The organism is Williamsia limnetica, assembly GCF_003217475.1.
Taxonomy (GTDB): Bacteria; Actinomycetota; Actinomycetes; order Mycobacteriales; family Mycobacteriaceae; genus Williamsia; species Williamsia limnetica.
Map to the genome: position 1 here is coordinate 275950 of NZ_QJSP01000002.1, position 19718 is coordinate 295667.

General features: G+C 64.4%; 16 protein-coding genes. 2 read left to right on the forward strand and 14 right to left on the reverse strand.

The window, feature by feature from the left end:
* Positions 1-8 precede the first annotated feature (8 nt).
* The gene (locus DFR67_RS04035) at positions 9-878 is read right to left on the reverse strand and encodes a 1,4-dihydroxy-2-naphthoate polyprenyltransferase (protein ID WP_110468125.1); all 870 of its coding nucleotides are present in this window, start codon (positions 876-878) and stop codon (positions 9-11) included.
* Between the two features lie 104 nt (positions 879-982).
* Here DFR67_RS04035 and DFR67_RS04040 point away from each other — a divergent pair, with 104 nt between their 5' ends.
* Positions 983-4219, forward strand: coding sequence for an AfsR/SARP family transcriptional regulator (locus DFR67_RS04040; protein WP_245937710.1), 3237 nt, complete (start codon positions 983-985; stop codon positions 4217-4219).
* Positions 4220-4276: 57 nt separating this feature from the next.
* Here DFR67_RS04040 and DFR67_RS04045 read toward each other — a convergent pair whose 3' ends face one another.
* The 10 genes from DFR67_RS04045 to DFR67_RS04090 all read right to left on the reverse strand — a co-directional run bounded on the left by DFR67_RS04045 (position 4277) and on the right by DFR67_RS04090 (position 12849).
* Positions 4277-5101, reverse strand: coding sequence for an ABC transporter permease (locus DFR67_RS04045; protein WP_110468126.1), 825 nt, complete (start codon positions 5099-5101; stop codon positions 4277-4279).
* Positions 5098-6084 carry an ATP-binding cassette domain-containing protein gene (locus DFR67_RS04050; RefSeq protein ID WP_110468127.1) on the reverse strand — a complete coding sequence of 329 codons (987 nt, stop codon included), beginning with the start codon at positions 6082-6084 and terminating at the stop codon, positions 5098-5100. The genes DFR67_RS04045 and DFR67_RS04050 overlap by 4 nt, the downstream gene beginning before the upstream one ends.
* Before the next feature lie 176 nt (positions 6085-6260).
* A complete protein-coding gene (locus tag DFR67_RS04055; protein ID WP_342766709.1) occupies positions 6261-6509 on the reverse strand; it encodes a LuxR C-terminal-related transcriptional regulator in 249 nt (82 codons plus the stop codon).
* A 76-nt stretch (positions 6510-6585) separates the two neighbouring features.
* On the reverse strand, positions 6586-7728 hold the full coding sequence (locus DFR67_RS04060) for a hypothetical protein (protein ID WP_146240357.1): 1143 nt from the start codon (positions 7726-7728) through the stop codon (positions 6586-6588).
* Positions 7725-8939, reverse strand: a complete 1215-nt coding sequence (locus DFR67_RS04065) for a sensor histidine kinase (RefSeq protein ID WP_110468130.1) — start codon at positions 8937-8939, stop codon at positions 7725-7727. The genes DFR67_RS04060 and DFR67_RS04065 overlap by 4 nt, the downstream gene beginning before the upstream one ends.
* The gene (locus tag DFR67_RS04070; protein ID WP_110468131.1) at positions 8906-9568 is read right to left on the reverse strand and encodes a response regulator transcription factor; all 663 of its coding nucleotides are present in this window, start codon (positions 9566-9568) and stop codon (positions 8906-8908) included. The genes DFR67_RS04065 and DFR67_RS04070 overlap by 34 nt, the downstream gene beginning before the upstream one ends.
* A 175-nt stretch (positions 9569-9743) precedes the next feature.
* Positions 9744-10892, reverse strand: a complete 1149-nt coding sequence (gene menE, locus DFR67_RS04075) for an o-succinylbenzoate--CoA ligase (RefSeq protein ID WP_110468132.1) — start codon at positions 10890-10892, stop codon at positions 9744-9746.
* Positions 10889-11245: a DUF3349 domain-containing protein gene (locus DFR67_RS04080; protein ID WP_110468133.1), complete on the reverse strand. Its 357-nt coding sequence runs from the start codon at positions 11243-11245 to the stop codon at positions 10889-10891. The genes menE and DFR67_RS04080 overlap by 4 nt, the downstream gene beginning before the upstream one ends.
* Positions 11246-11331: 86 nt before the next feature.
* Complete coding sequence (locus DFR67_RS04085; RefSeq protein WP_110468134.1) at positions 11332-11613, reverse strand: hypothetical protein; 282 nt, start codon at positions 11611-11613, stop codon at positions 11332-11334.
* Positions 11614-11616: 3 nt separating this feature from the next.
* Complete coding sequence (locus tag DFR67_RS04090) at positions 11617-12849, reverse strand: inorganic phosphate transporter (protein WP_110468135.1); 1233 nt, start codon at positions 12847-12849, stop codon at positions 11617-11619.
* A 211-nt stretch (positions 12850-13060) separates the two neighbouring features.
* On the opposite strand from DFR67_RS04090, the gene DFR67_RS04095 reads away from it, so the two are divergent.
* Entirely contained in the window at positions 13061-14113 is a 1053-nt protein-coding gene (locus DFR67_RS04095; RefSeq protein ID WP_110468329.1) for an LLM class F420-dependent oxidoreductase, read from the forward strand.
* Positions 14114-14186: 73 nt separating this feature from the next.
* Here the strand turns inward: DFR67_RS04095 and DFR67_RS04100 are convergent, their stop codons facing one another.
* From DFR67_RS04100 to DFR67_RS04110, 3 genes are all read right to left on the reverse strand, one after another.
* Entirely contained in the window at positions 14187-15116 is a 930-nt protein-coding gene (locus DFR67_RS04100; RefSeq protein WP_110468136.1) for a hypothetical protein, read from the reverse strand.
* A gap of 151 nt (positions 15117-15267) precedes the next feature.
* Positions 15268-17142 carry an ABC transporter ATP-binding protein gene (locus DFR67_RS04105; protein ID WP_110468137.1) on the reverse strand — a complete coding sequence of 625 codons (1875 nt, stop codon included), beginning with the start codon at positions 17140-17142 and terminating at the stop codon, positions 15268-15270.
* Positions 17139-18836: an ABC transporter ATP-binding protein gene (locus tag DFR67_RS04110; protein WP_110468138.1), complete on the reverse strand. Its 1698-nt coding sequence runs from the start codon at positions 18834-18836 to the stop codon at positions 17139-17141. The genes DFR67_RS04105 and DFR67_RS04110 overlap by 4 nt, the downstream gene beginning before the upstream one ends.
* Positions 18837-19718 lie beyond the last annotated feature (882 nt).

Sequence of the window (19718 nt, forward strand, 5' to 3'; positions counted from 1 at the left end):
AGATCGGGTCAGGCCAGGAACAAGCCGACCGTCGTGCCGATGGACCACAGGAGCATCGCGAGGCCGGTGAGGGCGAGGGCGGGGATCAATGAGGGACCGTGTGCGAACTTTCGTACCGGGACGTTCGCCTTGAAGGCCAACGGAACGGCGATCAGTCCGAGCAGGGCCCACGGGGTCGCGGCGATCAAACCGAGCGTGCAGCCTGTCGGCACGACGAGCAGCGCGGTCTGCAGTGTGCGGGTGTTCTTGTCGCCCAAACGCACTGCGAGCGTGATCTTGCCCGACTCGGTGTCGGTGGGGATGTCGCGCAGATTGTTGGCGACGAGGACGGCGCTCGAGTAAGAACCGATAGCCACCGCGCAGAGCAGCCCGACCCAGTCGATCTTCTCCGCTTGGACGTACTGCGTTCCCAGCACCGCGACCAACCCGAAGAACACGAACACCGCGACTTCCCCGAAACCGCTGTACCCGTATGGGTTCCGGCCACCGGTGTAGTACCAGGCCGCGGCGATACACCCCAGTCCCACCAGGATCAGCCACCAGGCACTCGTCAACGCGAGAGCCAGGCCTGCGATCCCGGCCACGGCAAAGGCGGTCATCGCCGCGGTTTTCACCGACTTCGGGGTCGCCACCTTCGACCCGACGAGCCGCATCGGCCCGACGCGGTCGTCGTCGGTGCCGCGGATGCCATCGGAGTAATCGTTTGCGAAGTTGACGCCGATGATCAGCGCGACCGACACCACCAACGCCAACGCGGCCTTCCACCAGACGACATCACCGAGCCAGGCGGCGGCGCCGGTGCCGGCGATGACGGGCGCGATCGCGTTCGGATAAGTACGGGGACGCGACCCTTCGAACCACTGTGCTGCGGATGCCATGTCAGTATCCTTCCGCACGCGGCCGCGACGTCCGATCGCTGTACCCGATAATGTGTAGTCAACCAGTGTGACCTGCAGGAATTGTCCCCAGTAGCGAGGAAACCGTGCCGACAGTCCAGGTAGCTCCGATCATCGGACTTCTCGGACCGGTCTCGATCGCGGACGAAAACGGACAAATGCGACCGGTGCCGGGCATTCGCGCCCGGCGATTGCTGGCAGTCCTCGCTTTGACGCCGGGAAGTCAGCGCTCCCAGTCCGCACTGATCGATGGGGTGTGGGGCGAAAAGCTGCCCCGATCGCCCCAATCGGCGCTGCACACCCAGATATCTCGGCTGCGACCGCTCCTGCCGGACGGCGCGATCGAGGCCGGGCCGCTGGGATACCGCCTGACGCTGGGGCCCGACGCCATCGACGTGTTCGCGGCGCAGTCACTACTGGCGGATGGATCCGCCGAAGCCCTCGGCGCGGCGGCCGCTCTCTGGCGCGGTGAACCGGGCGACGATCTCGGCGACGACGAGCTGGCCAGTTCGGTCCGCCAGAGCGCCGCGCGCCTGCACGATGACCTGGATGACCACAGGTCCCGAAAGGCATTGTCCGACGGAGATTTCGACGCGGCGCGAGCCTTTGCGCAGGCTCGTTGCGACGCCGACCCGCTCGATGAGTCCGCCCACGCAACCCTCATTCGGGCGCTGTCGGGCCTCGGCCGCGAGCCCGAGGCCCTGGCTGTGTTCGCCCGGCTGCGCCGCACACTGTCCGCGGAGCTCGGCGCCGACCCGGGCCCCGAGATCACCGCTTTGCACCAGCAGATCCTGACTCGCGATACGCCGGCGCCCACGGCCGGGACCGCCCGCCCGCAGCCGCGCGCTGTTGGCCTGTCGGCTGAGCCGAACACGCTGCTGGGCCGCGACCTCGACGTCCAGAACATCTGCGACCTTCTCAAGACGTCTCGGGTGGTGACGGTGCAGGGTCCGGGCGGTGCGGGTAAGACCCGTATTGCCAACCGGATCGGGCACCTCGTCGCCGACGAGGACGTCCGGGTGTACTTCGTCGAGCTGGCCTCGGTGCGCGGCGGCGACGATGTGCTGGCGGTAGTCGCCGCGACGCTCGGCGTCGGTGAATCGGATGTCTCGGTCGGTGGTCGGCCTAAGACGGTCTTCACCGACCTGCGGACCCGGCTGGCAGATGCGCTGACCGCCGATACTCTCGTCGTCCTCGACAACTGCGAACACGTCATCGACGCGGCAGCCACGCTGACGGCCGATCTGATCGCTGCCGCCGACACCGTTCGGGTACTGACGACGAGCCGATCTCCTCTGGCCCTGACGGCCGAATCGGTGTACGAGTTGCCGCCTTTGCCGATCGATGAGTCCGGCTCGGCAGCAACAGATTTGTTCAATGCTCGCGCGCATGCGATCCGGCCCGGTGTCGTCACCGAACCCGCCTTGGTCGCGCGCCTGTGCCGCGCACTCGACGGGCTGCCGCTGGCCATCGAGCTGGCCGCGGCGCGCGTGCGGACCATGAGTGTCCAGGAGATCTACGACGGGCTCAGTGCCCGGTTCGTCCTGCTCCGAAGCGGCGACCGGTCGTCGCCGACGCGGCACCGCACTCTGCACGCCGTGATCGAGTGGAGTTGGGCGTTGCTCGACGACTCCGCCCAAGCGGCCCTCGCGCAGCTGTGCCGCTTTCCCGGCGGCTTTTCCCGCGAGGCCGCGGCAGCCGTGACCGGCCTGTCAGGCCCCGCCCTCGACGACGACCTCGAGGCCCTCGTCAACCAGTCATTGCTCGGCGTCACCGAATCGGGGACCGTCCGCTATCGCATGCTCGAGACCGTGCGTGAGTTCGGTGAAGAGAAACTCACCGCTGCGGGAACGGGCGAGCGTGTGGACGCTGCGATGACCCGCTGGGCAACGGAGTACACGCGCCGGTTGCTGGGCCCGTTTCTCAGTGGCAGGCAAGCCGCATCGATGGCGGCGCTCGGCCGCGACAGCGACAATCTCGTCTGGGTGCTTCGCCGATGCCTCGATCCTGATCGGGAACGGCGTCCGGCAGGGTGGACGGAGGCGGTGGTGAACATCTTCGCGGCCGTCGCCGGGTTCTGGGCGGTCCGTGGACTACATGCCGAAGTCGGTGTGTGGGGTCCGAGGGTGATCAACGCGCTACCCCTCATCACTCCGGAAGACGCTGCCGCAATGGATGATACGCAGCGCGAGACCTGGCAGGTCATGTACGTGTTCGCTGGTTCGCATCTGCTGTTCGCCGCGGACGATCTCTGGCCGCTGGCCCGGGCCCGGGCCCGGCTGCGGACCTTGCATCGTCCCGACCTCTTCCTCGAGTCGCCGTTGGACTTCGTCTCGTCGATAGCGCTGGCACGCAGCCCCACCGCTGCGATGCGGGTACTGGTTGCTGGTCGCGGGAGCAGCAATCCGCTCGTCGGGGCAGTTGCGGTGACGCTCAGCTCCAATCTCCGCGAGAATCTGGGCGACCTCGACGGCGCCATGCGCGACGCCCTGCTGACCCGCGACCTGGCCGACGCCCGTGATGATCAGTGGTCGACGGCGGTCGCGCAGCTGGAGATCGCCAGCATCCTGGGACAATCCGGAGATTATGAGAGTGCCGTGCAGTACTACCGGCATGCCGTGAAGATCCTGTCGGAGGTCGGGGCCGATCAGGACAGCAGGCAGACGATGGGTTACGTCGTCGCCGCGCTCATCGGCGCCGGAAGGCTGGATGAGGCCCGCCGTGCTTTTGCCGAATTCGCCCGCGGATGGCAACCCGTCGATCCCGATCCGCGCGAGCAACCGGAAGTCTCTTCTGGAATCATGCTCTGCGCAGCAGAATTGGCACACGAAGGCGGTGACAACGTGCTCGAGGTGGAGATGTTCACCCGCGCCGCCGCTTACCTGATCGCCGAGTTGTCGTTCCCTCGCCAAGACCCAGCAGGGTGTTTGGCGCTGTGCGCCGCCGTGGCGGGCCTTGTGCGAGCTGGTGAAGTCGACGCTGCGACGCCCGGTGTCGAGCGGTTGCTCGAATATCTCGACTACATGTTCGGCCGTACCGGCGCGGCCGACATCCCGCAGGCAGGCTCTGCGGCGCTCTGCCTCGGCGCTGTTCTCTCCGTACGTCAACGTGTTTCGGAGGACGGTGCGCGCCTGATGCTGTTGTCCCGTCGGTTACGCGGCCGCCGCGACTATCCGGCGATGCGCGATCTCGACCGCGACAGCCGACGGCTGTCAGGACTCACAGACGTTGCGTGGGAACAGATTTCAGAGTCCGTCGCGCCGCTCTCGCGTCGGCAGGCCGCTGTCCAGCTCGTCGAGATCACGCAGCGGGCTTTCCGTTAGGCAGGTGCAGATGCGCCCTCCTGGCTGATACCAGAAGGGCATATCTGCAGTGATGGACTAGGCGTTGCGCATGTACGACTTCACGGTCAGTGGCGCGAAGATCGCGATGATGACCGCGGCGCCGATCAGCGACCAGAGCACGTGGACGCCGACGTGCCCGTTGCTGGTGAGTTCGCGGACGGCCGTCACCAGGTGGGACACCGGGTTGACCTTGACGAATGCCTGCATCCAACCGGGCATCGTGCCGGGTGGCACGAAGGCATTCGACATGAAGGTCAGCGGAAACAGAATCAGCATCGAAACGCCCTGTACCGCTGAGGCTTTCTTCATCAGGGTGCCCATGAGTGCGAAGATCCACGACACCGCGAAGCTGCACACGATGACAAGCAGCGTCGCACCGAGGACACCGAGTGCATCGGGTCGCCATCCCATGGCGATGCCGACGACGAACGTGATGGTGGTGGCGATGAGATACCGGACGACGTCGGCGAGCAGTGCACCTGCCAGGGGGCTTATCCTGGCGATGGGCAGTGATCGGAACCGATCGAACACGCCCTTGTCCATGTCCTCACGCAACTGTGTTCCCGTGACGATGCTGGTGACGATCACCGTCTGGACCAGGATGCCGGGAATGATGATCGGCAGGTAGTCGTGGATGTTGCCTGCGATGGCTCCGCCGAAGATGTAGGTGAACATCAGCGTGAAGATGATCGGTTGCAGCACCACGTCGAACAGCTGCTCGGGGTTGTGGCGGATCTTGAGCAGTCCGCGATAGCCCATGGTGAACGATTGCGTCACCGCATCACGCACGCTGACAGCGCGCACAGGTGGGGTGAGAGTGGTGGGGGCGGTGGTGATGGGTTTGTCGATGATCGTGGTCATGCGGCGTTCTCCTCGGGAGTGGTCTCTGCGGCGGGTTTGCCGGTGATGGTGAGGAATACCTCGTCAAGACTGGGTTTCTGAACGTTCATGCCCTCGATTTCGATGCCCTGTTCGCGCAACGCGATGAGGATGTCGGGCAGCAGATCGGGGCGGAGCATGGGTGCCGTGATCCGTCCTGCCTCCGCACTGAGTGCAGTGGGTTCGGACAAGATCCGTTCGATGACGGCCGCGGCTTCCGATGCCTTCGACTTGTCGGCAGGAGTTATCTGCAGGGTCGACGATCCGACGGAGTTCTTGAGTTCGTCTGCGGTGCCGTCGGCGATGACGCGACCGTGGTCGATGACCGCGATACGGTCGGCGAGTTGGTCTGCCTCGTCGAGGTATTGGGTGGTCAGCAGTACGGTGCTGCCTCCGGCGACGAGCCGGCGGATGGTGTCCCACATCTGCGAGCGGGTGCGTGGGTCGAGGCCGGTGGTGGGCTCGTCGAGAAACAGCAGCGGAGGTGTCGCGATCAGGCTGGCCGCGAGGTCGAGTCGCCGGCGCATACCGCCGGAGAACTGTTTGAGTGGTCTCTTGGCGGCTTCGGCGAGCCCGAACTCCTCGAGTAACTCGGCGGATCGGATGCGGGCGTCCCGGCGGGTTTTGCCGAGCAGGCGTGCGAAGACGATCAGGTTCTCGGTCGCCGAGAGATCTTCATCGACGGACGCGTACTGGCCGGTGACGCCGACCATCGATCGCACGGCGACCGAGTCTCCGGTCACGTCATACCCGAAGATCTTCGCCGTTCCGGCGTCGGGTTTGAGCAGTGTGGCCAGCATTTGGACGGTGGTCGTCTTGCCCGCGCCGTTGGGACCGAGGACGCCGTAGACCGACCCGGCGGGTACCACCAGGTCGACGCCGTCGACGGCCTTCGTGGAACCGAAGTGTTTGACCAATCCGCGGGCCTCGATGGCCGGCGCATCGGTATGCAGTGGTGTGTTCATGGAACACAGAGTGGATGAGCAGGCTGTCGTCGGGCTGACAGTTGCTGTCGCGAACTGTCAGCGGGCCGCCCACGCGAGCACCGACAGCCCACGCAAATACCGGCAGCCCACGCAAACACCGGCAGCCCACTCAACACCGGTACCCCTCAACACCGGTGTTGTGTGAGCTGCCGGGCCTAGAGCTCGTCCAGTTCGATATGGCCGTCTTGCAATGCCCGGGCGAGCAGGGCGGCCTTGGTGTTCGCGGGCCTCCCGATCGCGGCGTATTTCAGCCGGATCCGGTTGACGTGTGTGCTGACTGTGGCCGCGGTGATGAAAAGCGCGGTCGCGACGTCTGACTTCGAATCGCGCATCACCCATTCGCGCAGGATCTGGATCTCACGCGCAGTGAGAGTGGGTGCAGGCAACGGCTCAGATGTGTTCAATGCGCACGTCATTTGATTCGGGCAACTCCTAGACAGGCCGACAGTTGTCGGCCGCGTCGTGACCAGACGCTTAAAATTACACTTCAGGATCACTTCTTAGATAGACGTCTTTTGTGGTGACACCAGCACTGGGGTCATGATTAGCGGGCGTAATCAAGTGCGGGGTGTTGCGTCCCGGATGTTCAGCGTCCGAGTGTCTTTCGACCAAACCCTTCCTCTCGATGCGGATTCGCTCTGTCCCCGAGCTGCCACTCCGATACAGGGTCACCACGTGGTGCCGGCCCGCCGGGAGCACCCGGATCCGCACGTGTCCGTCGTGGGCGTCCTCCAGTGCTGCCGTCACCACGACGTGTACCCAGTTGCGGAGTTCCTGATAGGCGACGTCGAGGCCGCCGTCGTCGATCAAGGTCACCTCGACCCCACGAGCGCGCGCCTCCCGCGCCGCCGCGGCGGTCGTCGGGCTCACCAGTGCAGCGGCGCGGAGCTGGTCACGCAGGTGCGCTTCCAACAATTCGCAGTCCTGCCGTTCGGCGGCCGTCAGCGGCACCCCGGTTGCGATGCGCAGGAGCAGTGGTCGCGCCAGTTCATCGAGTTCGGCCAGACGGGCATTACGCTCCTGTCCTGCGGCCGTGATCATCGATGCGTCGGCAGCGCGCTGCCTGGCCTGGGCTCGGATCAGCAGAATCGAGCGCGTCGTCTTACGTATGGCGAGCGCGATCAGGGTCACCGGCAGCAGCGCGCCGGCGTTGTACAGCGGAATTTGTGCGCCCGCCCAGATCTCCTGGCCGGTCTCCGCCGCCCACCATGCGTGGACGCCGGCGGACGCTGCGACGCTCAGCCAGGCGGTCAGGATCCGGCCGCGCAATGCCATGAAGACGTAGATCAGGGTCGCGTAACCGGAGATCCACACCTGGTTTGTCGTGGCAAGAGGAACCGGAACCACCGACAGCAGGATGGCCGCGGACACGGGAGGCGCGAGGGCCATCAAAATCGCCGGCCCCAGCGGAAGCGGATCGCTCGGCACCGCGACCAGGGCGATCGTCGCGGCCGCCATTATCCCGACAACGATCACGACCGGCCACACCGGGGAGATACCGTCGACGCTCTGCGACGCTCCGAATGCCATGGCGACGAGGACCGCAACCACGATCACCCGAGTTGCAGTGGTGCGCAGCCCCAGGATGTCCCGGACGTCCGCGGGGTCGGAGAACGGCGTCACGGTCGCTTCCAACTCAGCGACACCGTGGTGCCCGTGCTCGGCGATGAAGTGATCTCGGCTGCGCCACCCGATAGTTGATCCATCCGCCCGCGGATGCTGACGGCCAGGCCGAGGCGGTTCGCCGGTACGGTCCGCGGGTTGAAGCCGACCCCGTCGTCGGAGACCGAGACCTGCAACAGGTCGCTGTCGGCGACTACCCTCACCGTCCGGCGGGCGTCGGAGCCGGCGTGCTGAACACTGTTGCGTAGGGCTTCGGCCGCAGCGGCGGACATCGTCCGGACGACATCACCCGGATAACGCTGGTCTCCCACGTCGGGTGGGACGGATGCGCGGATACGGACGGCGTCGTCGACTTCGGCCGCCATGCCGCGGAACTCGGTGAGCGCGGCGACCACGCCGAACTCGGTCGCTCCGGTGGCGCCGGACTCGAGGACGTCGAGTTTGTCCACGGTGTCGGCGGCTTGGCGGATCAGCGCGTCGGACATCGGTAGTCGGGCGGCGGCGAGCAGTGTCGACATGACGCCGTCATGGGTCAGCGCGTCGAATCGAGACCGCTCACTTGCCCGGGCGACAGACGCCGCGGTCTCGGCCGCGGCTCGCACGGATCGGGTGCGGGTGGCGTCGAGGACCCGACCGGACCGCATCGCGGCCACCGCGACTGCAAAGGGCATCACCGTCAGGCAAAAGCTCCAGGCGATCTCGGTCATCACCGGGTTGTTGTACGCCGATGTCCGCACCGCGTCGTTGACGAACTGAACGGAGACGACGACGTAGGCGAGGTACGGCAATGACCATCGCATGCGCCAGATCAATCCGGCTGTGGCCGCCACGAATCCGTTGAACTGGGAGAACCACATCCCGTGGCCGGCGTCGAGCTGATCGCCGTTCCACACCAACGGCCACGTCGCGATCGTGAGGCCGTAGCCGATGACGAGAGAGGTCGCCGCCCACCGGACCCACTCGACATCGGTCCGCCGAAACGACGACGCGAACATCACCACGGCAGGGCCGTAGATGGAGACCATGGAGGCGACGGTCCACCAGACCGGGACGACATCGGTCGACATCGCCACCGCTCCGGACAGGCCGACAGCGCTCAGCAGATACGCCACTGCGAGGTAGCGGCAGAACTGGCGAAGAATGTTGGCGGCCGCGCTGCCGTCGGAGGTCTGCGCGCTCAGCGCCTGAACAACCGCGGTATCGGCAGCCATCCATCCTCCAGTGCGCGCTTGTAGAGTTCGGTCTTGGTCGGTGCCGGCCGGCCCGCATCAGCGTATTTGCGACGTATCCGGGAAAGGTAGGCGTTCACGGTCTCCGTGGACAAGCCGGTGATCTGACCGACCCGGGCCGCTTGCTCGCCGGAGGCGTACAACTCCAGGATCTCGCGCTGTCGCGGGCTCAGATCCACGGTCCCGATGTGAGGGTCGGCGTCGATTGCGGCGGCCCAATCCATGGTGGCGACCGTGTGACCGTCGGCCGCTTGGCGAATGGCTTCGACGAGTTCGACGTTGCGCGCTGATTTACGGACGACACCCAGCACACCGGCCCCAATCGCGGAGCGGACCAGATCGGGATAGTCGGCGGTGGTGAACACCAGTACTTTGATGCCTAGCGCATGCAACTGCTCGGCGTTGGCCTTCGGCGACGAACCATCTTCCAGTCGGAGGTCGAGTACCACCAAATCGATGTCTGTGGTGATCGCGAGCAACGCGTCGACGGTGGCCGCACCTGCAACGAGGGTGAGGCCGTCGGCTTCGTCGATGATGGCCTCGATTCCCTTGAGCTGGGATTCGAAATCCTCGACCACCCCGATCCTGTGCATACTGGGATCTGGCGTCATCGATTCGCCCAAGGCTGGACGATATCCGGGCATTTCATGTCGTAATCCTGCCGTGAAGAACAGACAATCTGCTTGTGAACCCTAATGCATGAGCAATTCTTGATCGCGCATTCGCGACGAAGTGTTACGGCCGGCACGGATGCCGCCTCATCAACCCGGACGCAGGACGCGGGTTTCAGCTCAACAGGGTGCGTAGTGCGGCGCGGTCGATCTTGCCTGGCCCGCGGCGGGGAAGTTCGTCGACGATGAACACTTCACGAGGCACGGCGGTGCGGTCGAGGCGGCGGGACACAGCAGCCCGGACCGATTCGGCAGTCGGTGCCGCGTCCGATGCCGCGACGACTGCCGCCACCACTTTCTCGCCGAGACGCTCGTCAGGCAATCCGACAACCGCGCAGTCGCTAACCGCGGGATCGCCGAGGATGGCGGCCTCGACCACCTGCGGCACGATCGTCAGCCCGCCTGAGGTGATCGCTTCATCGGCGCGGCCGGCGATGGTGAGGATGCCGTCGTCCGTGAGCTCTCCGAGGTCGTCGGTGCGAAACCATCCGGGCTCGGCGAATGCGGGATGTTCGGGCAGGCCCCGGTAACCGGACGCGACCATCGGACCACCGAGTATGACCCGTCCCGGACGGCCGTCATCGATCCTGATACGCGCACCGGGCAACGGGACCCCGTCGTACACACACCCGCCGCAGGTCTCACTCATCCCATACGTCCCGACGATGGGTATGCCTGCAGCGGTGGCTCTCTCGCGTAGCCGGGCCGGAGTTGCGGCTCCGCCGACCAGTACGGCATCGACCTCCCGCAGGGCGCTCACTGCACCGGGATGATCGAGGACCTTGACCAGTTGGGTCGGGACCAGGGAGGTGTAACGCCGGGTGGACGACATCGACTCCAGTGCGCGGACGAGGTCGGCGGGGTCGAACCCGCCGGTGACATCGATGGTCGTCGGCTCGAAGCCGGCGCGCAGACTGCGCAGCAACACCTGCAGACCCGCGATGTGGTGCGGCGGAAGGGCGAGCAACCAGCCACCAGGGCCGCCGAGGTACGCGTGAGTGGCGTCGATCGACGCATGCAACGACGTCGTCGAATGCTGGGCACCTTTGGGTGTTCCGGTGGTTCCCGATGTCGCGATCACCAGCGCGATGCCGGGGTCGATCGGTTCGCCTAGCGCCAATGCGCTGCTCAGCCGGGCGGTCTCGTCCGGATCGGACAGCGGGACCGGCGCGAAACTCGCCGAACCGTCGAGAAGGCGGTGCAGCGCAGGCAGGTCAGGGGTCCCGGCCGACAGGGGGAGTGGCTGCAGCGTCCTGCTGCTCACTCTGGTGCTGCCGCCGGGGGACTCTCGGGGGGTGGATCGAGGGGGTGGGGGTCGAACGGCCAGCCCTTGGCCTCGAGGTGCTTACGAATCCGTGCGACGTCCGCTTCGAAGGGCAGCTCGTCGGTGACCTTGGTGATCAGGACGCCCGCGTCGATGGAGGTGATGGGCTCGGGGCCCTCGTCGGTCACCTGACCGCTGTGGATCAACTGCCGGGAAACAGAATGGACTTCTTCCTCTGACAGCTGCCGACGAAGGAGCGCGACCAGCGGCACGTAGTCGCCCGACGGCACCCCGTTCGGATAACCCTCGCGCAACCAGTTCACGACTCTCATCAGGAATTGTGGACGGTCCATTTTCGCGCCCTTCCAACTATGAGGCGTCACTGATCGGCCGCATCAGCGATCAGATCGAGTTCGTACGATGATACTGCGGTTGTCGGTCAGCTCTCGACAAAGGGGAACAGGTTGATGCCGAAGTAGTAGTCGATGGTGCCGCGGGTTATCCACAGGATGCCGATCACGATGACTGCGGCGATGATCGCAAACAGCAGGTACGCAATACCTTTGAGCCCTGGATTGGGCGCGGTGGCGGTGCCGTCGGCGGAGATGTCCCCGGAGCCGGCCGAGTGCAGCCGGATGCCGATGGCGAAGATGGCGGGAAGTCCGGCGCCGAGGAGCAGGCCGACTACGAGAACTTTGAAGATCGCTTCGACGGTCTCCATGGGTCAGACCCCTTCTTTTTCTTTGTATGCAGCGGCGACGTCGGCGGGGATGACGCTTCCGGTGTCTTCGTCCCAATCGGCGTTGACGTTGTTGCTGTCGACCTTCTGCAGCTGGGCGCGGTAGTACATGAAGCCCGAGGCGGCGACCAGGATCACGAAGATCACGATGGCGCCGGCCGCTCCACCGGTGAGGTTGGCGATGAAGAACGACAGTGCACCCACCAGCGCAGCGGCCGGGAGGGTGAAGATCCATGCTGTGGCCATCCGGCCGGCAACCGACCAGCGGACGGTTGCGCCCTTCTTGCCGACGCCCGATCCGAGGATCGATCCGGTGGCGACCTGGGTGGTCGACAGGGCCATGCCGGCCGCGCTGGAGGTCAGGATGATCGCAGCGGACGACGCCTCCGCGGCCATGCCCTGCGGGGACTCGATCTCGACGAGGCCCTTGCCGAGGGTGCGGATGATGCGCCAGCCGCCCAGGTATGTACCGAGGGCGATCGCGCCGGCGCAGGTGAAGACGATCCAGAACGGCAGGCCATGTTCGACACTGTCTGCGCTGAGGTGTCCGCTGGCGATCATCGCCATCGCGATCACACCCATCGTCTTCTGGGCGTCGCCGGTGCCGTGGGCGAGTGCGACCAGTGAGGCAGACGCGATCTGGCCGACCCGAAAGCCCTGTGCCTTCTTGTTCTCGGCGACCTTCTTGGTCAGGGCGTAGATGATGTACGTACCGGTCGCCGCCACGATGCAGGCGATGATCGGAGCCATCAGGCCGGGGATGAGGATCTTCTTGGTGAGACCTTCCCAGTTCACACCCGAGGTGCCGAGCGCTGCGATACCCGCGCCGATGAGGCCGCCGAACAGCGCGTGCGACGAGCTCGAGGGCAGGCCGAACAGCCAGGTGAAGAGGTTCCACAGGATGCCGCCGACGAGGCCGGCGAAGATGATGATCATTGCCTTCTGGGCGTCGAGGCCGCCGATGAGGCTGCCCGCCTCATCGCCCGAGGTCTGCTGGATCTTCAGCACATCTTTGGTGATGGTCGCTGCGACCTCCACCGAGAGGAAGGCTCCGACGAGGTTCAGAAGTGCCGCGATGGTGACCGCGGTCTTGGGCTTGAGGGCGCCGGTGGCGATGGATGTGGCCATCGCATTTCCGGTGTCGTGGAAGCCATTCGTGAAGTCGAATCCCAGTGCCGTGATGACCAGCAGCACGAGAATCAACATTTCTGCGCTCATGGTTAAGATTCTGAGCGCCACCTGAGGATCCTGTCGAAACGGACATGGCGCAAATCGCCAGGGTGACCTGGTGTTTTGGGTCCGAAGCCGGGGCTGTTCACCAAGTGTTCATCTGGCGTCCGCCGGTCGGCCACGCGGGCGCTGCCGCGCCGGCAGGCATATGAAACACTTTGCATACACGATCGCACTGGCGCGAACCTCTGGAGGACACATGAAAATCGGCATGGCCATCAACTACGCGGGCGATTTCGCGGAGACGATCAACAACCTGGTCGATTTCGAAAATGTTGGGCTCGACCGCATCACGGTGCCCGAGGCATACAGCTTCGACGCCGTCAGCCAGCTCGGCTACATCGCCGCCAAGACCTCCAAGCTGGAGCTGGCGACCGGCATCTTGCCGATGTACTCGCGGACGCCCACCAACCTCGCGATGACCGCCGCCGGCATGGATTACATCTCCGGTGGACGCTTTGTACTGGGCATCGGAGCCTCGGGCCCACAGGTCATCGAAGGATTCCACGGCGTCAAGTACGACGCCCCGATCGGCCGCGCCCGCGAGACCGCGGAGATCTGCCGGATGGTGTGGCGGCGGGAGCGCACCGACTACCAGGGCAAGTACTACAAACTGCCCTTCACCAAAGAAGACGGCGGCACCGGTCTGGGCAAGCCGCTCAAGATCATCAATCACCCCGTGCGTGAGCGTATCCCGATGCTGCTGGCCGCCATCGGCCCCAAGAACGTCGAACTCGCCGCCGAACTGTTCGAAGAATGGCAGCCGATCCTTTTCCACCCCGAGCACCTGGCGACCGCGTTCGGCGAGGCCCTGGACAAGGGCAACGCCAAGCGTGATCCGTCCCTCGGCAAGCTGGGCATCTCGGTGCACGCCACAACTCTGATCTCCGACGACAAGGACGAGCAGCGCAATGCGCTGAACCTGGTCAAGCATCACGCCGCGCTGTACATCGGCGGTATGGGCGCCCGGGGCAAGAACTTCTACAACGACCTTGCCGTTCGCTACGGCTACGAAGAAGCCGCCAAGAAGGTCCAGGACCTCTACCTCGACGGCCAGAAGGCCGAAGCAGCCGACGCGATCCCGGACGAACTCGCCGCCGGCATGTCCCTGATCGGCTCCAAGAGCTACGTCGCCGAACGCCTCTCGGCCTTCAAAGACGTCGGCCTGTCCACCCTGCTCGTCGCTTCCGCAGCGCAAGGCCATGAAACCCAGGTCGACCAGATCCGTCAGCTGAAAGAGCTCGTCGCTTAGAGCTTTTGCTCGCAGAACTTTGCCCTGCTCGTGAAATATTGCGAGCAGGGCAAAGTTCTATGAGCACGGACCGCTAGATGAGCCCAGCCCGGGCCAGCGCCCGTCGCAGAATACTCGGGAGCCTGCCCGCTTGCAGATCTGCCCACACCCACCGCACCACCTCAACACCCATCTGGCGCAGCCGGTCCTCCCTGATCTTCTCGGCGATGACGACGTCACTGGGTGTCAGACCGGGCGTCATTGACCCACCCCCGTATTTGACGAGACCATCGAACTCCCCGGCGAGGCGCCCTTCCCATTCGAAGTCGGGCCTTGCTACGAACCGTCCGCCCTCATCGAAGAATCTGCACTGGAGCACCGGCACCGGAATGTCTGAACATGCGAGCATCTGCGCCCGACTCCACGACTCGCCAACGGTTTCCGACAATCGGTCCGCCGCGACTAAGGCGCGCTGCGCGGTTTGCAAGCCATGCTTGCCACGCATGCTCTCGAGCACATCATTCATCTCTGGGAGGTTGCACCCCATCCGCAGAGCGGAGTCGAACGCGGTCAGCGCCTGATCAAAAGTCCCCGATCGGGCGACGTCCACCGCGGTACGAGCGACCGAGGTGACCGCCATCCCGCCGACATCACAGGTCTCACCTTCCGACAACACAAATCCGTGAATGTGCCTCTTCGACTCAAGTCTGCCTCCACCGATCCGACCGCTGATCAGATGGACCTTCGTATGATCAGGTTTGAGCAACGGTATCGAATGGATCAAGCCCGCGGACTGGTAGCCGATGACGAACGGCTGAGAACAGCTACGGGCGGCGGCGACGACACGTAACCGCCGCAACTCGTCTGGCGTGCGCTTCACGGTGGTATCGACATAGACACCCGGCCACACCTTCAACAGACGCCCCGCGCGCACCGAGCGTGCTATGTCTGCATCTACGAACCCGACGGATAGCAGAACCTTCCGCCACACCAATCCATCACTGTCCTCGACAAGACCTTCCATGTGTCGAGCATGGCAAGCCTCCGCGACGGCGGCGCGACTCTTCGGCCTCCGCGGGGTGAGCCTGTGCACAAGTTCGAAACTGGGGATAGCTCACGAAACTCTGCCGCGCTCGCGTTATTTCACGAGCAGGGCGAAGTTTCGTGAGCGAGAGCTACTCGAACTGGGATTTGTACATGATCGAGTAGCGGCCCTGGGTTTCGAGGAGCTCGGCGTGGGTGCCTTGTTCGGTGACGACGCCGTCTTCGACGACAGCGATGATGTCGGCGTCGCGGATGGTGGAGAGCCGATGGGCCACAACGATACTGGTGGTGCGCTGTTGTAGGGTCTCCAGCGCACGTTGGATGAGGAGTTCGGTGCGGGAGTCGACGGCGCTGGTCGCCTCGTCGAGCACCAGGATTCTCGGGTGGCCGACCATTGCCCGGGCGATGGTGATGAGCTGCATCTGGCCTTCGCTCAGGCTCGCGCCGTCGTGGCCGATGATTGTGTCGTAGCCATCGGGCAGGGTGTCGACGAACTGCTGAACGTGGCTGTCGCGGGCGGCGGCCTCGATGTCGGCGCGGGTGGCACCGGGGTGACCGAAAGCGATGTTGTCGGCGATGGTGCCGGTGAACAGCCAGCGGTCCTGGGTGACGATGGCGGCCTGGCCCCGGACCGCGACGCGGGGTTTCGATTCGATCGGATCGCCATCGACCTTGATCGAACCTGACGATGGATCGTAGAGGCGCAGAAGCAGATTGGTGAGCGTGGTCTTGCCGGCGCCGGTGGGGCCGACGATGGCCACCGTCGCACCCGAGGGTACGTGCAACGTCAGGTCCTGGATGACATCGACCATCTCCTCGTCGCCCTGGGACGAACGGCGATAGCCGAACCGCACCTTCTCGAAATCGATCTCGGGCGGAAACGAGTGCCGCCCGAACGTCGTCGACACCGTCTCGTCGACGGCCGGAGCATCTTCGGTGGGCTCGTTGAGCAGCGCCCGGATCCGGCCCAACGACACCAGCCCCGACTGTAACTGGCTCATCATCGCGGTCAGGTCGTTGAGGGGCTGACTGAACATGCGGGAGAACGACACGAATGCCTGCACCTGACCCACCGTCAGGGTTCCCGACAACACCTGCAGCGCGCCGACGATCGCCACCGTCAAGTAGCTGAAGGCGGTGATCGATTGCAGGACAGGCAATATTGAACCGGCGTAGGACTGCGCGGTCCGTGACGCGCGGGCCAGGTCGGCCGTGATCTCCTCGAACTCGGACCGAGCGCGCTCCTCGGCTCCGTAGACACGCAACGTGTGCAGCTGCGCGTAGCTCTCGTCGACGCGACTGGTGAGGTTCTCGGTGGCCTGCCATTGGTCTTCGAAATGCGGTCGAGCGCGTTGTGCCATCAGGACACCGGCGACGAGGATGACGGGAATCGAGGCGAGTACCACCAGGGTCAACTGCCAGGAGATGACCGGCATGACAACGAGTAGAGCAACCAGCGTCAACACCGCACCGGGCAATTTGATGAACAGCGGTGAGAACACGGACGACACATTGTCGATGTCGCTGGAGACCTTGGTCAGCATTGATCCGCGAGTGGACGTGTCGAAAAACGCCACAGGCATCCGGTGAATATGTGTTTCGATGTCGGTTCGCAGGCGGTTCATCGCCTGCTGGGTCATGTTGTTGACGGTTCGCGCCTGGAGCCAGTTGACCGCCGCGCCGATCACGTACACCGTGACCAGAACGGCCAGTAGTTGCCAGACGACGTCGAAATCTATTCCCGCTCCGGGTACGGCTCCCGCGCCTTGTACGACATCGGCATAGCTGTCCCGGCCCTCAGCCCGCAGTTGTGCCACTGCTTGGGCATTGGTGAGGCCGTCCGGCAGCGTCGTGCTGATCGACCCGGCGAACACCTGGTTGATGATGCCGGCCAGAAGCAGCGGTCCGGCGATGAGCAAGGCGACTCCGGCGGACGCCAGTACGCCGACGGTTGCCAGTTTCCGTCGTTCATGTGTGAGCCGGTTCAACAGCCATTTCAGATTCATCGCAAAGCGGCCTGCGACTCGAGGATTTCGCGGTATGTGGTGCTGCTCTGCGCTAATTCGTCGTGCGTGCCACGGGCGTCGACCCGGCCGCCGGCGAGCACGATGATGGTGTCGGCGCCGGCGGTGGACGACACCCGCTGGGCGGTGAGAATGATGACGGTCTCGGGAAGCGCCCGCCGCAATCGATGTTTGATCCGGTTCTCGGTTTCCGGATCCAGTGCCGCGAACGGATCGTCGAGAAGTAACAGTCGCGGACCGGGAACGATCGCCTGGGCCAGGGCAAGTCGTTGGCGTTGTCCGCCCGAGAAGTTGCTGCCCCCGGGTTGGACGAGTTGATCGAGGCCTTTTTCGTGCGCGAAGACGAAGTCGACCGCCGACACCACCTCGAGGGCAGCCCGCAATTCGTCGTCGGTGGCGTCGGGGCGCCCGAGTCGGAGGTTGGACTCGAGGGTGCCGGACAAGAGCGTCGGGGCCTGGGCGACGTACGAGATGTCCCGGTAGAGGTCGGTCCGGGACCGGTCCCGGACATCCACCCCGTCGACCAGCACCTGACCGGAGGTGGCGTCGCAGAAGCGGGGGATCAGGTTGAGCAGCGTGCTCTTACCGTCGCCGGTGCCGCCGAGAATTGCCGTCAACGTGCCCGGGCGACACGTCAGGTCGATATCGGCCAGCACGGCATCGCGTGCGGCCGGGTATCGAAATCCGACCTTTACGAATTCGACCTGACCGGTCCGCGTGGAGGGTGTGCGGCATGCCTCCGGGTCCTGGACCGACGGCACCGTGCTGAGTACGTCCTGGACGCGTTGCGCGCTGATCTGCGCTCGCGGAACCAGGGCGACCATGGCGGCGACGATGGAGAGCCCGATGAGGATCTGGGTGAGGTACCCGACGAACGCGATGATTCCGCCGACTTCCATCGAACCGTTGTCGACCAGTACTGCTCCTGCTGCGATCACGGCTGCGGCACCGAGGTTGGCGATGAGGATGATGCTCGGAAGCAACACTGCCGACAGCGCGCCGATGCGGTGAGCCGTCGCGGTCAGGGCGGTGTTGGCAGCGTCGAAACGAGTGGCCTCGAGGTCCTCTCGACCGAACGCGCGGATGACCTTGATGCCCGTCAACTGCTCGCGCAAGACCTGTCCGACCCGATCGACCAGCGACTGTAAGCGGGCGTACGACGGGATCAGCTTGCGCACGATGATCGTCACCACGGCCGTCAGAGCCACGGCCACGACGATGATGATCGGGGCGAGCCTGATGTTCTCGCCCAATGCCATCACCGTTCCGCCCACCACCAGCACAGGTGCGGTGGCCAGTATCGTCGTCGCGACGAAGACGAACATCTGGAGCTGGTTGATGTCGTTGGTGCTGCGTGTGATGAGTGAGGGGATTCCGAAGGTTCGCAAATCGGTGTCAGAGAATCGCTGCACACGGGCGAATGTGGAGTTGCGGATGTCGCGACCGATGCTGGTCGAGATGAACGATCCGATGATGGTGGCGCCGACGGAAGCGCAGAGGTTCACTGCCGCAAGCGCCAGCATGATTGCGCCGATGGAGTAAATAGCGTCGACATCGGTGCGAGCGATGCCCTCGTCGACGATTCGTCCGTTGAGATTCGGTAGTAATAATGTCGCAACAGCCGCGATGAGCTGCAGTAACAGCAGAATTGTCAGCGGCCGGCGGTATGTGCGCATATACGGTGATAAAACCGCGATCAAGGGTCGCCGTTGTCGACTTTCAACGATCACCGCGTGCCCCCGGGCCGGATGTGGTGACCCTGGGGCACGCGTGTGAACAAAAGATTTATACGGGTAATTCTCAGTTGGAGCTGCCGCCGGCAAGTCCTGCGAGCAGCCCGCCCAGCAGCTGAATGAATGCGAGCAGGCCGGTTTCAGAAGAGGTCATGATTGTCCCTTTCGAGGCATAAGCGAGTCTAACCATGGGTCGTCATCCACGCCGTGGGCCGGGGCCCGAACGCGGACTGACTTTCACACGATGTCATCGAAGACCCGGCTTTGTCAGCTACTTGGAGAGATTTCTTTTGCAGAGCTAACACCAGGAAGGGGCATTGAAATGTCAAGGGAGGCAATTGAGATCGGAGATCAACCAATGGACATGTCGTCCTTTGGTCTCCTGCCCTGCGAGACGGCGTGGTTGCCCGAGGTGGCTACGGGAAGTCGCCCGTACGGCCCGAAACCAAACAACCCACGTCCCAGGTCTGCGTGCGCGCAGGCCGAGGGCGTGGGTTGAAGGAGGTTTCTAGGTGGTGGTGCCGCCACCCTCGCTGCTACCGCCGCCGAGGAGTCCGATGAGAATCTGGATCAAAGGACCAAGCTCTTCGAGTGAACCCACGATGTTCTCCTTCATGTTGTTTTACAGGAATGGCGCACTGCCCGGGCGGATGATGTTTTGAATAGTCCCCCGACCAACTTGAGCCAAATCCACCATGACAGCTATCCGCGCAATTGTCACCCCGTTTTGCAAAATACTTTCGAATGGGCCTTTTGTACGTATGTGCAGGTAGATCAGTGCGCGCTAACGCATTGATGCGGGTCAATCGCACTAATCGGTTATAG

Bases quoted from the DNA above. Each gene is read 5' to 3' on its own strand.
- DFR67_RS04105 (WP_110468137.1), bottom strand. From the start codon at position 17,142: ATGAATCTGAAATGGCTGTTGAACCGGCTCACACATGAACGACGGAAA.
- DFR67_RS04080 (WP_110468133.1), bottom strand. From the start codon at position 11,245: ATGGACCGTCCACAATTCCTGATGAGAGTCGTGAACTGGTTGCGCGAG.
- DFR67_RS04045 (WP_110468126.1), bottom strand. From the start codon at position 5,101: ATGACCACGATCATCGACAAACCCATCACCACCGCCCCCACCACTCTC.
- DFR67_RS04035 (WP_110468125.1), bottom strand. From the start codon at position 878: ATGGCATCCGCAGCACAGTGGTTCGAAGGGTCGCGTCCCCGTACTTAT.
- DFR67_RS04050 (WP_110468127.1), bottom strand. From the start codon at position 6,084: ATGAACACACCACTGCATACCGATGCGCCGGCCATCGAGGCCCGCGGA.
- DFR67_RS04110 (WP_110468138.1), bottom strand. From the start codon at position 18,836: ATGCGCACATACCGCCGGCCGCTGACAATTCTGCTGTTACTGCAGCTC.
- DFR67_RS04065 (WP_110468130.1), bottom strand. From the start codon at position 8,939: ATGGCTGCCGATACCGCGGTTGTTCAGGCGCTGAGCGCGCAGACCTCC.
- DFR67_RS04095 (WP_110468329.1), top strand. From the start codon at position 13,061: ATGAAAATCGGCATGGCCATCAACTACGCGGGCGATTTCGCGGAGACG.
- DFR67_RS04100 (WP_110468136.1), bottom strand. From the start codon at position 15,116: ATGGAAGGTCTTGTCGAGGACAGTGATGGATTGGTGTGGCGGAAGGTT.
- DFR67_RS04070 (WP_110468131.1), bottom strand. From the start codon at position 9,568: ATGACGCCAGATCCCAGTATGCACAGGATCGGGGTGGTCGAGGATTTC.
- DFR67_RS04090 (WP_110468135.1), bottom strand. From the start codon at position 12,849: ATGAGCGCAGAAATGTTGATTCTCGTGCTGCTGGTCATCACGGCACTG.
- DFR67_RS04085 (WP_110468134.1), bottom strand. From the start codon at position 11,613: ATGGAGACCGTCGAAGCGATCTTCAAAGTTCTCGTAGTCGGCCTGCTC.